Raw genomic sequence first — 13,718 nt, forward strand, 5'->3', positions numbered from 1 at the left:
GTAGTAATCAATTATGCGCAAAAAATCAGCGGATAAGCGAAATCAACCAGAACTTTCTTTAGAAAAAATCACAAGGATAGTTTTAGTAGTTGGAATCATTTGCGTTTCTGGTGCTATTATCTATACATTAACTATTCCAGAAGAAGAAGATGTCCTTTTTTTTTTATTAAATGAAAATAGAGTTCTTCGAGATTATCCAACAAATGTCACCCAAGGAGAAAAGATAATAACATATGTTTTCATACAAAATTTATTGGGAGAATCTCATGATTTTCAAATTAGGTGCTACCGCGGAAAAGCAGAAACCTTTATAGATCCCCAAATTGGTGTTGCAACAAATTCTAATGTAACTCTTATTGATAATCAAAATATCAGTTTAGGAAATAAAGAAGAATGGATTTCAAATCAAATCAATATAACATTTCCAGAAGTAGGTTCAGATCAACTAGTTCTCTATGAATTGTGGATTAAAATAGGTGATTCATGGCATTATTTACCAAATTATCTATTAACTTTGCGCATTGATGTCCTTCCTATGAATCAATAAAATTGATTGATCTGTTCTATATTATCGACTGGAAATTTTTATATTTCGTAGTTTTGTCCATGGAACTAATGCTTCATCAATCCACTCTCGTTCTCTTGATAACACCTCGATGTTTCGAAAAGCATCTAATAAATTAACTCCCATCATTGTTTCACTCAAACTGGATCCCAATTCACCGTCCTTTATGACATATCCAGTCATTATTAATCCTGAAAAATCCCCTGTAATATAATTCGGTGTATCCCCTGAATATTCCAGATAGATACCTTCTTTAATATCTGCAATAATATCGTCTTTTGCTTGTTTTCCAGGATCAACAAGAATATTATTACTAGATATTCCAACAGGAGAGTTATAACCACTTCTACTAGCATGTCCATTAGATTCGATATTTTCTTTTCCAGCAGTAAAAGTATTATGATAGAACGTATTCAACACACCTTTTTCTACAATAAGAAGCGGTTTTGTTGGCACTCCCTCTGCATCGAATGATTCAGTACCTAATTTTCCTGGAATATGTGGATCATCACGAATTGAAAGATTATGTGAGAAACAATCTTGATGCAAATATTCACTTAAAAATGACATTTGGTTCTGAACGCGTTCAGCATTAATGCATGTTGTTAATGGATCAATAAGAAAATAAGCAGTTGCTAATGGAGATAATACCACAGGATATTCTTTTGTTTCAACAGTAGTTTTTTTCAAACCACGAAGAGCCATAAGATAACTTTCTTCCGCAACTTTGTTTGTGTCAATATCTTTTAAATTACAAGATGATTGCCATTGAAAACCAGAACTTGTCAAATTAGAGCGATTTAAACTTACTTCAGCACTTACATTTGCAGTAGAATATTTCTCCCAAACAGAAATCCCATTATTATTCCAAATAAAAGTCCCTCCAACAAAACTTGAAAAACCTCCACTTAATGCCTTTGGGACAAGTTCTCGTTTCTTTAAATTAAAAATTGGTTGAAGGATGTCATTTATATCTTCAGGACAAATGAATTCTAAATTTGGATCATAAATATCTCTTACGAAGTGATATGATTTTGAAGGATAAGCTAAATCTTTAAAATAAGGATTAGGTGTTGCAGCTTTCATCATTTTTTCAGCATAATTCACAATTAATTGTAATGCATATTCAGAAAAATCTGAAGTATAAGTCATTCCCTCTCTGCCATTATTATCAATGATGCGAAGTCCAATACCTGCAGTCGTTTTTTGATGAGCATCTTTTACAAATCCTGCTTCAAAATTAACATTGGTTGATTTTGATGCAGTGGCATAAATTTCAATATGTTTTATAGAAGATTTCTGCTTTAATATTGAGTAAATTTTGTTAGATTGAGCTTCAAAGAATCCATCCTCGAATAATTCAGTGATTTCACATGAAGTTTGGGAAATATTTATCGCCCCCCAATTATCATATTTTTCAACATAATATATGGCCCCCCACTTCCGACAGGAACGTGTTGTCCACCCTTTGAACAATAACCTGCATCATATTCAAGTTTATCACCAATTAAGCTAATCCGATTTAGAACATCGAGAGTCAGTCCAGAAATCGCAGCATCTCGATAAATTTGTGTTTTTTCTCCATTTTCTATTTTATATGCTTTTGCCATTTTGAATTGATGAGTACCTTCAATTGGATCGACATATCCATATTTCCAATTTACACACAGCAAACCATTTTTAAGTTCAGAGAGCATCTCATCGAGATTAGAATCTCCAGGTTCTAAGTATGTATTAGTCATTCGGACTTGTGGTAATCTAGAAAAACCACTTGCTCTTCCATTTCCAGTTGGTTCACACCCCATTCGAGAAGAAGTTTCAAGGGAATGGAGAAAATTAATCAATTCTCCGTTTTTTACTATTTGAGTTTTTTGTGTTTTTGTTCCTTCAGAATCTACTGGAAGATATCCAAACCAGGTTTCTAAAAAAGGATTATCAACAATATTTACATTTGGATTTCCAATTTTTTGTCCTATTTTTTCTGAGAGGATGCTTTCTCCGCTAATAACACCATCTGCTTCAGCAGTATGACCAAATGCTTCATGAATAAAAGTTCCGCACAGCATTGGATCTAAGATAATATTGAATTTTCCACCAGGGGCAATTTTAGAATCCAATAATTCAATTGCTGATTCCGCAGCTTTATGACCCAGTCCGTAGGCATCAGATAATGCTTCAAAACCGCCAATTCTTCCATGGGATACATGATATCCTTCTTGGCGGTATCCATCACTTGCAATGGCTTGAAGTATGAAAAAGACCCAACTATTCTTAAAACGGATAAAGCGATTGTAATTGTTATATATAATATTTTCAACTTCTAAATCAGAATAATTAACATTAGTCGATTTGATTCTAGAATCATAATATGCTTCATTTTCGATTTCAAGAAGCATCTGCATCTTTTCATCAGGGGATGTATTACCAATTGAAATTTTTTGAGGAATTATATACTCCTTTTTATGATCATCAGTTTCTTGAATTGAAAAAGGAGATTTTACAAATTGTGCACTCCAATGTGCAAGATCTGCAGCATTATAAAAAGTTTCGGTAATTGACTTCTTATTAAATTTATAACCTACTGCAAAACCATATCCTCCCTTAGTAAAAGCTTGAATTGAAAACCCTTTACCAATTCCAATGCTTGATGATTTTGTTATCTTTTTTAATAGAGAGAATGAAGTCATTTTTCCTTTAGCCAATCTTATATTAAAATATTCTATTTTTCTCTCTTTTGCTAAGTCTCTTAAAAAATCTAAATCTTCCCGATCAATTGAAATTGGCTCAAGATCAATATTGAATCCCTCTGAATTTTCATACATTTTTATCAAAATCTGTATTTTTATCAATATTTCTGTAATTATTATGTAATAGTAGATTATTTTTTGGATTTCTTTCTGATATTAATTTTCCCAAAAGTAAATGGAATGGAAGGAAATTTAAGTAAAAGATCTGTGGACCCAGGACGAAAATCTTTATTTATCAACATTAAGCCCGCTTGACTTAATTTTAAAAGATTTGCTTCAAGTTTTTTTAAATCTAATCCAATATTTTTTGCATTTTCAATTAAATAAGATTTAGGTAACTGATTTGGAAAAAGTAATATTAATTCAGATAGAAGATCTCCCAGGAGAATTTCTTGATTTTTTTTAGTTCCTTGGAGTTTTGCTTTAAATTCTTCAATTTTTAATTCATACTTGTTAGGAGACTTCATGGTTTGAACAATTTGTAAAGCTTCATGAATATTTTCTGCTTTTGCTAAGATCTTCAGCGTTTGGCATTTGATTTTTTTTCTACATTTAGGACATGTGCGAGTTTTTTGAGTTTCTCGGATATATTGGGGGGTTCCACAATTTGAACAACGAACTACGTAATAAACGGTAATCAACTCACTGTAATAATAATTTTTACGAATAACTTTAATATCTAAAAAGTATGTATTCATAAAAAGTATTTTTTTTTGGGATCAATATTTTATAAAAATATCAATGAAATTTTTAACTTCAAAGAATTCCAGGCGGGGCTTTTATGTACTTTCTGCAATAGTTTTCATCATTTTATTCGTAATTTTAGGTTCTATGATAAAAAATTTGAATACCTTTAATAATGAAAAATTGAATGGAGATTTTGCAGGTACAATTTCAATTCCAAACGAGTCACAATATTCTCTTAAAATTACATTCAATGGAGAAGGAAAATTAAATGGAACTCTTCAAATTGGAAATGATACCAGGATTTTTAACAACATGGAATATTTTGCTATAGATACTCATGTTGAATTTAGTATCTATTTCTTTAATCAAACATCCTCGATTGATATTGTGTTCATTGGAGATATGAATGAACAAGCAACTTTATTAAGCGGAAAAATTCAGATTTCAGAAGGAAATAGCACTCCTAAAGAAGGCACTTTTTATTTAGCAGCAGTAGATTAATATTTTCTTGTTCTTTTTTGATGCATTATTTTATTCTGAAGAATTTTTTTTTATTTCACAAATTCTATATTATTGAATTTATTGTTGTACATGACTACATTATGAATGAAAATTCCATCCATCCAATTGAAGAAAGGTATAAAACCAAGCAAATGGCCAAAATATTCACCCAAAGTGCAAAATTATCACGCTGGCTGCGAGTGGAATCAGCTCTGGCTCAAGCCCACGCATTGGTAGGCAATATTCCCCAAAAGGCTGCAGATGAAATATCTAAAAAAGCAACTTTAGATTATGTAAAAATTTCCAGAGTCTTAAGCATCGAACGTGAGATTCATCATGATTTAATGGCAATGGTCAAAGGATTAACAGAACAATGTGAAGATCAAGCGGGAGATTACATTCATTTAGGTGCCACTTCTTATGATATCGAAGATACTGCTACTGCAATTCAATTATCTCAAGGTCTACAAATATTACGCGGTTCAATTGAAAAAGTACTAATCCTTCTTACAAATCTTGCAATAAATCATAAAAATCATGTGTGTGTGGGACGTACTCATGGACAGCAAGCATTACCAACTACATACGGAATGCGTTTTTCAGTATGGGCATCTGAAATGGCTAGACATATCGATCGAATTGATAATATCCTACCACGCATCGCAATTGGTAAAATGTCGGGAGCAGTAGGAACAATGGCATCATTCGGTGAAAAAGGATTTCAAATTCAGAGTAAAGTCATGGAAATTCTTAGTAAAGAATATAATATACCAATTCAACCTGTCTTGGTTGCCAATCAAGTAATTCAAAGAGATCGACATGCAGAAGTTTTAAACTTGACTGCATTAATTGCTGGAACTATTGACAAGATTGCCAGAGAAATGCGAATCTTACAACGAACAGAAATTGGAGAAATGTTTGAACCCTTCACAAAAAAGCAAGTTGGAAGTTCTACTATGCCTCATAAACGTAACCCACATAAAGCAGAAAGACTATGTTCTTTAACAAGAATACTGAAATCGAATATTATTGTAGGCATAGACAATATTGGACTGGAAGATGAAAGAGATCTAACTAACTCAGCTAATGAACGCATAATTTTTGCAGAGAATTTCATTCTTTTAGATTATATGCTTGATCAGCTTGCTCAAATTTTGGATGGTGTGGAATTTAATGAAGATGCAATAACTCGTAATCTAAATTTTACTCATGGCGCTTTTTTGGCAGAAAGAATTATGGTCGCATTAGTAAAAAAGGGAATTGGACGACAAACAGGGCATGAAATATTAAGAAATGCAGCAATTCAAGCACGATTGCAGAAAATATCCATGAAATCCATACTTATGAAGGAATCTAAGATCTCTTCACGATTTTCTGAAGAAGAACTTGATAATCTTTTATGTCCTGAACAATACTTAGGTACAGCTATAACACAAGTAGAACGCACTGTAACCTTTTTAAAACAAAATTACATAATTGAGAACAATTCAACGTGAAACAGATATGGATCAAAAAAAACCAACCTATGAAATGTTAGGAGTATCATCACAGAAAGAAGAAGTTCATGCGGCGGTTAAAAATCTTAACCAAGGAATATTTCCAGGTGCGTTTTGCAAGATAATAGCAGATATTGCCGATGATCCTTTTTATTGCTCTTTAGTCCATGCAGATGGTGCAGGAACAAAATCATCTCTTGCTTATATGATGTTCAGTGAAACAGCAGATCTTTCTTATTTTGAGGGAATTGTTCAAGATAGTATCGTAATGAATGTCGATGATGTTCTTTGTGTGGGTGCTGGAACGAATTTCTTATTATCCAATACAATTGGTCGAAATAAAAAACTAATTTCTGGTGCTGTAATTAAAACAATAATCGAAGCTTATGATAAATTTATTCATCGATTACAAGAATTTGGACTTCCTATTACATCATGTGGAGGAGAAACAGCTGATGTTGGTGATTTAGTTAGAACTTTAATTGTTGATTCCACATTGGTTACACGAATGAAGAGATCTGATGTAATTCATCCAAAATCAATTCAACCAGGAGATGTAATTGTCGGATTGAGCAGTTTTGGAAAAGCAAATTATGAAAATGAATATAACAGTGGTATCGGAAGTAATGGATTGACATTAGCACGCCACGGATTATTGCATCATGACTATTATAAAAAGTATCAAGAATGTTACAGTCCAGAATTAGATGAAAATTGGACATTTTTTGGAAAATACAGTCTGCATGACAAAGTACCTCAGACAAACTTGACTGTTGGCCAAGCAATTTTATCACCCACTCGAACTTATACCCCTATTCTTTTAGATTTATTTAAAATTGATCGCTCACAAATTCATGCGATTTTCCACAATACTGGTGGAGGTCAAACAAAATGTTTAAAATTTGGCGAAAATCTTCATTATTATAAGAATAATCTATTTGTAGAGCCACCTTTTTTCAAATTAATCCAAGAATCATCTCAAACAGGGTGGAAAGAGATGTATCAAGTATTTAATATGGGACATAGAATGGAAATTGTTTGCTCTGAAGATTTTGCTAATGATTTCGTGATAAAAACTGCCCGAAAGTATGGAGTTGAATCGAAAATTATTGGAGTCGTTGAACGTTCTTCAGAAAAGCATAAGAATTATTTAACTATTGAAAGTTTACATGGAAAATTTGAATATTCATCAAAATTAGAAAAATAAGGAGATTCCTGAATATGACCAATTCTGAAAACTATGCTAGGCTTATATTATTGCTCCTTTTAAGCGTCTTAACGAATTTTTTTTTCTATCTAATTTCTCAAATAATTTTGGATAAATCATTTTCTGATGGATTATTGAAATTATATATTTATTGGATCAGTTTGGCTGTTTTCACATTTTTTTCATTGACATTTGGAGTTTGGCTCGTTTACAAAATTTTTCCAAATAATCAAGCTGAAAATACTCAACAATCAAAAGAATTGGAGAAGATAAGATTAAAAAATCCATTGTCTTTACCTCTTAAGAACAAAGAAAAAAAACTATATTTAAAAATTCTTTTCTCAGGATTTAAAAAAAAAAACTTTTTTTCTCAAATTAAGGATGGTATTTTACTTTTCACATGTATTTACATTCCCTTAGATTTTATCAGTTATCTTATTCCAGGAGTTTTAGATTATTCAGTCAATTCCTTACAAGTTTCTGATTTAAATGATCCTATGAATTATTTTCTTTACACTTTTCCTTTAATGATAACTACTACTCTATTTATACATTTTTTAGTTGCCAGTAGAGAAGAATTCATATACCGAGAATTTTTCTTAACAATTGGTAAAGAAGAACTTCAATCATCTAAAGTATTCTTATATAGTGCAATTTTATTTGGATTAGCTCATTTTAATTATATTTTTGTTCCAAACAATATTGGCAAATCTGTCTTTTATCCAATTTGGTGGGGTCTTAACGGTTTAATAATTGGATTAATTGCTGGGGCTTATTTTTTGGAAAAACAAAGGATTTTTCCTGTAATTTTCGCACATTGGATAAATAATACATTTTCTGCTATAGTTGTGCGACAGTATGTATTAGGATATTCTTTTTGGAAATCTACATTCATTTACCTTTATATTCCAATTTTAAGTCTTGCTCTTATCTTTTATATCACAAGAATTTTTAAGATTGATCATTTATTAAGCATTATTAAACATAATATTGTGAAGTATACTCAGTCGATAAAAGATTGGAAGACAGTGGCATTTGATTTTTTTATAATAGGAATTCTTTGGTTATTACTATCTCTTATTTAAAAAACAGATAAATTTGATTGATTTTATCTTTTTTTTTCTCTTCATAATTGGAGGCAATAAGTAAAGTGAAAATTGGAATATTATCAGATACCCACATCAACTTTACGCGAAATTCTGAAAACGAAAAAACATATTCTCATTTAATTTTCGTAATTAAATATTATTTTCAAGATGTAGATCATATAATTCATGCAGGAGACGTTTTATTTGAAGAATTTATTTGTGATTTAGAAAAAATTGCACCAACGAGTGTAGTACGTGGGAACATGGATTTTGTTTCAAAATGGCCAAAAGTTTTACATTTGACATTTGAAGGGGTTCATGTTGTAGTTGCTCATGAACCACAAGTATACTTTGAATTAGAAGAGAAACCAAGAGTTTTTATACATGGTCACACACATTATCCAAGAATTCAAGAAACTCAGGAACATTGTTTGATCATTAATCCTGGTTCTTTGACACAACCTCGACATTCTCCTTACTTAATTCGAGGATTTGAAAATGATGCAACGCCTGAACCAACCTTAGCGATTTTGGAAATTTCTCAAGAGATGGTTTCTGCATTTATAAAGAAGATTGGAAAAAAGCGAAAAAAATAACAAATAAAATTAATTGAATTTTAGTAATTTTTTTTTATTATTTCTCGAAATCTATCGAAAATACTAGATGCAACTCTTGTAAAAACATTAATTACATTTGATTGTTCATGATCTAACTCCATTTTAGCTGAAACTAATTCAATCGGTATACCCAGACGCTTTTCCATCTCTGAAATTTCATCCATACTCACTTTATACTCTAAATCAGTTTTATTTCCCACAATTAATTTTATAGCATCTGGGCATATATGATCTGCAAATTTCGCCCATTCAGGTAAACTTTCATAACTAATTCGATCATTGACATCAAAAACGATGATTATTCCAAGAGAACCTTCACAATAAATTGATGTGACTTCTAGGTACTGATTTTGACCTGCCATGTCCCAGTAAACCAATGTCATAATATCCTTATTTCGAAGTTCGGGTAAATCAACATTTGTGTATGACCTTTCAATGAAATCCGCACCTAGAGTAGTAATGTACTCTTCGGTGAATGTATTTTTAATGTATCGTAGAATTAATGAGGTTTTTCCTGTGCCTTCAGAACCAATTACAGACACTTTTCCTTTATATTCCATATTACTCTCCTGACTTTGTTTGATTTTTCTTAGCAAAAATAACTTGTTGACATAAATGCGAAAAAACCCACATGCTTAAAGTATACAAACCTTTGATTTGACTTTTAGAAGCATTTTCCATGAATACCCCATAACCATATGTCGGTTTAGGAACAGAACTTGAAAGATATGTTTGAACATATGCTTTTTCTGTAATAACAAGTCCGAATGGTATTATAGGTGAAGAGTTCCAATTATAAAATTTAACTCCTTCATGATACAAATGATTAATTAGTGGTGTGAATTGTTTTTCATCTTTAGAAATTTTCATTGAAATCCGAAACTCAACTTTAGAATTATGTAATTTTTCTAATATCCATTGAGTAATCGCTTCAAATTCACGTAAAGCAACATTCGAAAAATCAAGTGTTAGTATTAGGAAACAATACTCTTCTGCTTCTTCGATGAATTTTCTAATTAATTTTCTGATTTTTTTTTCTCCCAGTACTGTCCAAACTGAATTCATCTCAATTGGTTGAAATTTAGTAAGATTTTCCAAATCATGAACTAAATTCTCAGCCAAACCAATTTTATTCTTAAATTTTGAGATTAATTTTCCGAAAACAACCTCGGGAGGTACTGCACGATATCGAGGGGCACGAGGAACAGGTTCTTCTTCAACAATACCTCTTTTAACGAGCCTTTTTAAAGAATCATATACCCGAGCACGATCAACTTGGCTTTTTTCAGATATTTTTGCAGGGCTACTTAAACCAAAAAGAAGCAAAGTTGTATAAATTCTTGAATCATTTAATGTAAATGAACCTAGTTTTTGCAAATTTTTATTGATTTCAGCCAACTTTTCCTTAAATTCATTATTATCTGTAAAATCTTCACCCTCAGGTTCTGTAGATTCATTTGGTAATTCAGCGATAATAGTTCACCAATTAACATATTATAAATGTAATCACTTTTTATTTAATTTAGATTCATATTTCTTAAATATATAACGACTTATTAATTATTGATTTAATTAGGTGAAAATTAAATAAATTTAAAATATTTTTTTCAGTATTGTAATTTGGAGAAGCAGAAGCGAATCTGTAGGGTAGGAATAGAATTGGTGGTGCCAAATTTTACATAATCCGACCTACCTTGCTTTCATCGATATTTTTTAAAAAACTTATTCGCACTAATCTACAATAGTAGAAATATAATTATTCGATTAAGGGGATTATTTTTCAAAATTTCTTAATAATTAACCTTAAGATTTTTTTACTAATTTGATAACGAATGGTTTCTGGATCTTTAAAGTAGCTGATATGGTTAATAGAAAATAACGAAGTAAAAGTTGGTTGATATAAATGAATCAATGGTATCATATATTCTCATATTTATGGTGGGATAATCCAATTGGAATTATCGCATCTTGCATAATCATTGTGCTTGCAGTTTATTTAGCATTTTATATAACTGTTGAACTAATCGAATTTGGTTATTGGATTGGAGTACAAACAATTAAAGCAATAGGAATTGGCTTATTTATTACAGGATATACGCTGATATTTATCTTCTTAATACTTCCTCTTGATTTAATTTCATCACATAAATATATTTCTGAAAGTTTCTTAATTTACGCAAGAAATATTGAGAAAAATGTATATCTTTTCTATCCCAAATTAGAAAAAAGAATAAAAAAGACATTTAAAGAACAAAATGAAGAAAAAAGACAAAAGGATATTCTTCCATATGATGCTCCAGCAATTTCTCCGAAAACACGCCGTATTATTAGCGAACCAATCAAGAATAAAACAGTTAGAACAGAGGCACCTACTTTAAAAATACCAAAATATAACATACAGAAATATTATTGTTCCAAATGTGGAAAACCGTTTACACCTTTAATGATTACATTATTAAATAAGAAAAATGAAACATTTTGTGAAATTTGTGGTCAAAAATATAGAGAAAAGAATAATGTTCCTGTTCCCATTGCAAAATAAGAATTAAAACAAATTTAAGACCAACTTATTCGCACAATATTATCAGAACAGAGATATTTAAATTCAATTTTTCTAATGATAATGTATGCATATTGGAAAATATAAATTGAAAAAGATTGATTGGTTTCTTATTATTTTTTTACTTATTTTAATAATATTAACACCAATTATCCTAACTAATCCAGATTTTGCAAAGAATTTTGATGTATCTGTTTGGTTTGGTTCAGAAAGCTACGCACAACTAAATTACTGGGGAGCAATTGGTTTTCTTATTTTGGTTAGCTTTTTAGGGGCATTAATTCCAATCCCAATTCCATATATTATACCAGCAGCTCTTTTTGCCAGCGCTTATTTTAATTCAGAAACAATTTCCTACCCATATTTGAAAATAATTGGAATAATTTTCTTAGCTGCGTTAGGAAATAGTATTGGAGATTTCTTAGATTATATTATTGGAAATGGTGCAGGTCACGTAATGGAAAAAGATCAACCAGATTTAACAGATAAATGGAGTCAAAGAATACTTAAGAAACCAAAAGCAATTCCAGGAATAATTGTAGCATTTGGTTTAACACCTTTACCAGATTCTTTATTATTAGTACCTTTAGGTTTAGTTAAATATCCAATAAAAAAAACAATATTATGGATGTATGTTGGAAAAGTAGGTATGTTTTTATTGGTTGTTATGGCAGGAATTCTTGGAATCGAACCAATTTTGAATTTGTTAGGCGAAGGTGGAGGTGATTCTGGCAGTATTGCAGGAATTATTTTGCTTTATTTAATGTGGTTCATCGTTGCTCTAATGGCAAAATGGGATTCTATTTTCAAAAAGAATAAAAAAGCAAAAAATGAAATAGAAAATGAAGTAGAAAATAAAAACGAAAATGAAGTAGAAAACAAAAACGAATGAATATAGAACAAAAATAAGAAAAACAAGATAAAGAAGAAATAAATTATTAAAAGGAGTAAAAATAACAAAAAGAACATAAATTAAGTAAATCTTTTTTATTTTTAACATGAAATTTTTAAAAATAGTTAAGTAAAATAAGAAATTTTAAGCATTTTTTCATTTTTCTTTTCCATTTTGATATTGTTTAATAAAATTTCTAAATGCACTTAAAGCTTCAGGCAAATTTTTTCTTCCAAATCCAAGTCGAAAATGGGAGTGGCCATATTCATATAATGAACTTGGTAATAATAAAATTCCTGCTTCATCCACTACTTTTTTACAAAAATTATCGGAAGAAATATCATTCTTGAGTTTTACTAAAGTGATAGAGCCAGCACGAGGTTTTTTCCATTCAAAAAGATCTTTATAATCCATAAAGAATTCATCTAAATATTTCAGATTTTTTTTTATTATTTCTAAATTACGGTGTACTAGATGTTTTCTGTGTTTTAATGCAAGAATGGCTAAAAATTCGCTTGGAGCACTATTACAAATAGTAGTATAGTCTTTAAATGCACCCATTTTCCTTAAAAGTTCTGCATTCTTTGTAGCAATCCATCCAATTCGCAATCCAGCTAATCCGAAAGCTTTGGATAAAACACCTAATGAAATTGCATTCTCATATAGATCACATGCAGGAGGAAGTCTAAAACCTGGAGAGTATTCTAAAAGTCGGTAAACTTCATCTGAAAACAGATAGATTTTCCGTTTTTTAGCAATATCAATTATAGATTGAAAATCATCTTTTGACATTAAGGATCCAGTTGGGTTATGTGGCTGATTGATAATTATTAATTTTGTATTCACTTGAAGGAGATCTTTCATAGTTTCAATATTAAACTGCCATTTGGTATCAGTTTCTTCTACAATCCATTTGCTAACATTACATCCAATGGAATTTGCAATTTCAAACAAAGATTGATAAGCAGGATACTGCACGATAATATGATCATCTGGATTCAATAATACATTTAGAAAGACAAAAATACCTTCCTCAGCACCAGAAAAGCATAAAATTTGCTCAGACGAAATAGACGAATACAATTTCGCAATTTCTGCTCGAAGTTTAGGATTTCCTTCTGATTCAGTATAACCTAACCAGAGATTTTGTAATTTTTCTAAAGATTCTTTATAATTATCCAAAGTTAAAAGATCTCGGATGCTTATTGATTCACAATCGCTGGAACTTAAAAGATAAGGTGCTTTAAATTCATATCGATTGAAATATCTTTCTAACAAGAAATCAGAAATTTTCATAGCTTATCCTTTCCATTGTCATGAAATCTTGATCGCTCTTATATTCTTATAAAATGTGATCA

General features: G+C 30.5%; 14 protein-coding genes. 8 read left to right on the forward strand and 6 right to left on the reverse strand.

Going from position 1 to position 13,718, the window contains the following annotated elements; genetic code table 11:
• Positions 1-13 precede the first annotated feature (13 nt).
• A complete protein-coding gene (locus ACXLDF_RS06735) occupies positions 14-547 on the forward strand; it encodes a DUF1616 domain-containing protein (protein ID WP_457557734.1) in 534 nt (177 codons plus the stop codon).
• A gap of 21 nt (positions 548-568) precedes the next feature.
• On the opposite strand, the gene ACXLDF_RS06740 is transcribed toward ACXLDF_RS06735, so the two are convergent.
• From ACXLDF_RS06740 to ACXLDF_RS06750, 3 genes are read right to left on the reverse strand one after another with little or no spacing between them, the layout of a single operon-like run.
• Complete coding sequence (locus ACXLDF_RS06740) at positions 569-2,041, reverse strand: TldD/PmbA family protein (RefSeq protein ID WP_457557735.1); 1,473 nt, start codon at positions 2,039-2,041, stop codon at positions 569-571.
• Positions 1,957-3,387 (reverse strand): TldD/PmbA family protein, encoded by a 1,431-nt coding sequence (locus ACXLDF_RS06745; protein ID WP_457557736.1) that lies wholly within the window; start codon positions 3,385-3,387, stop codon positions 1,957-1,959. Before ACXLDF_RS06745 ends, ACXLDF_RS06740 begins: the two co-directional genes overlap by 85 nt.
• Before the next feature lie 56 nt (positions 3,388-3,443).
• Positions 3,444-4,010: a DUF1922 domain-containing protein gene (locus tag ACXLDF_RS06750; protein WP_457557737.1), complete on the reverse strand. Its 567-nt coding sequence runs from the start codon at positions 4,008-4,010 to the stop codon at positions 3,444-3,446.
• A 43-nt stretch (positions 4,011-4,053) separates the two neighbouring features.
• Between ACXLDF_RS06750 and ACXLDF_RS06755 the strand changes: the two genes are divergently transcribed.
• The 5 genes from ACXLDF_RS06755 (at position 4,054) to ACXLDF_RS06775 (ending at position 8,887) form a co-directional block, all read left to right on the forward strand.
• The gene (locus ACXLDF_RS06755) at positions 4,054-4,500 is read left to right on the forward strand and encodes a hypothetical protein (RefSeq protein ID WP_457557738.1); all 447 of its coding nucleotides are present in this window, start codon (positions 4,054-4,056) and stop codon (positions 4,498-4,500) included.
• A gap of 101 nt (positions 4,501-4,601) precedes the next feature.
• Positions 4,602-5,996, forward strand: a complete 1,395-nt coding sequence (gene purB, locus ACXLDF_RS06760) for an adenylosuccinate lyase (protein WP_457557739.1) — start codon at positions 4,602-4,604, stop codon at positions 5,994-5,996.
• A gap of 7 nt (positions 5,997-6,003) precedes the next feature.
• Positions 6,004-7,203 carry an AIR synthase-related protein gene (locus tag ACXLDF_RS06765; RefSeq protein ID WP_457557741.1) on the forward strand — a complete coding sequence of 400 codons (1,200 nt, stop codon included), beginning with the start codon at positions 6,004-6,006 and terminating at the stop codon, positions 7,201-7,203.
• Between the two features lie 14 nt (positions 7,204-7,217).
• Complete coding sequence (locus tag ACXLDF_RS06770) at positions 7,218-8,288, forward strand: CPBP family intramembrane glutamic endopeptidase (protein ID WP_457557742.1); 1,071 nt, start codon at positions 7,218-7,220, stop codon at positions 8,286-8,288.
• Between the two features lie 65 nt (positions 8,289-8,353).
• On the forward strand, positions 8,354-8,887 hold the full coding sequence (locus ACXLDF_RS06775) for a metallophosphoesterase family protein (protein ID WP_457557743.1): 534 nt from the start codon (positions 8,354-8,356) through the stop codon (positions 8,885-8,887).
• Between the two features lie 20 nt (positions 8,888-8,907).
• Here ACXLDF_RS06775 and ACXLDF_RS06780 read toward each other — a convergent pair whose 3' ends face one another.
• Positions 8,908-9,468: a Rab family GTPase gene (locus tag ACXLDF_RS06780; RefSeq protein WP_457557744.1), complete on the reverse strand. Its 561-nt coding sequence runs from the start codon at positions 9,466-9,468 to the stop codon at positions 8,908-8,910.
• A gap of 1 nt (position 9,469) precedes the next feature.
• Positions 9,470-10,306, reverse strand: a complete 837-nt coding sequence (locus ACXLDF_RS06785; RefSeq protein WP_457557745.1) for a TrmB family transcriptional regulator — start codon at positions 10,304-10,306, stop codon at positions 9,470-9,472.
• A gap of 505 nt (positions 10,307-10,811) precedes the next feature.
• On the opposite strand from ACXLDF_RS06785, the gene ACXLDF_RS06790 reads away from it, so the two are divergent.
• Both ACXLDF_RS06790 and ACXLDF_RS06795 read left to right on the forward strand, forming a co-directional pair.
• Positions 10,812-11,450: a hypothetical protein gene (locus tag ACXLDF_RS06790; RefSeq protein ID WP_457557746.1), complete on the forward strand. Its 639-nt coding sequence runs from the start codon at positions 10,812-10,814 to the stop codon at positions 11,448-11,450.
• Between the two features lie 85 nt (positions 11,451-11,535).
• On the forward strand, positions 11,536-12,360 hold the full coding sequence (locus ACXLDF_RS06795) for a VTT domain-containing protein (RefSeq protein ID WP_457557747.1): 825 nt from the start codon (positions 11,536-11,538) through the stop codon (positions 12,358-12,360).
• Positions 12,361-12,516: 156 nt separating this feature from the next.
• On the opposite strand, the gene ACXLDF_RS06800 is transcribed toward ACXLDF_RS06795, so the two are convergent.
• Positions 12,517-13,656, reverse strand: coding sequence for an aminotransferase class I/II-fold pyridoxal phosphate-dependent enzyme (locus ACXLDF_RS06800; RefSeq protein WP_457557748.1), 1,140 nt, complete (start codon positions 13,654-13,656; stop codon positions 12,517-12,519).
• Positions 13,657-13,718 lie beyond the last annotated feature (62 nt).

The sequence above is a fragment of the Candidatus Harpocratesius sp. genome (genome assembly GCF_054039255.1).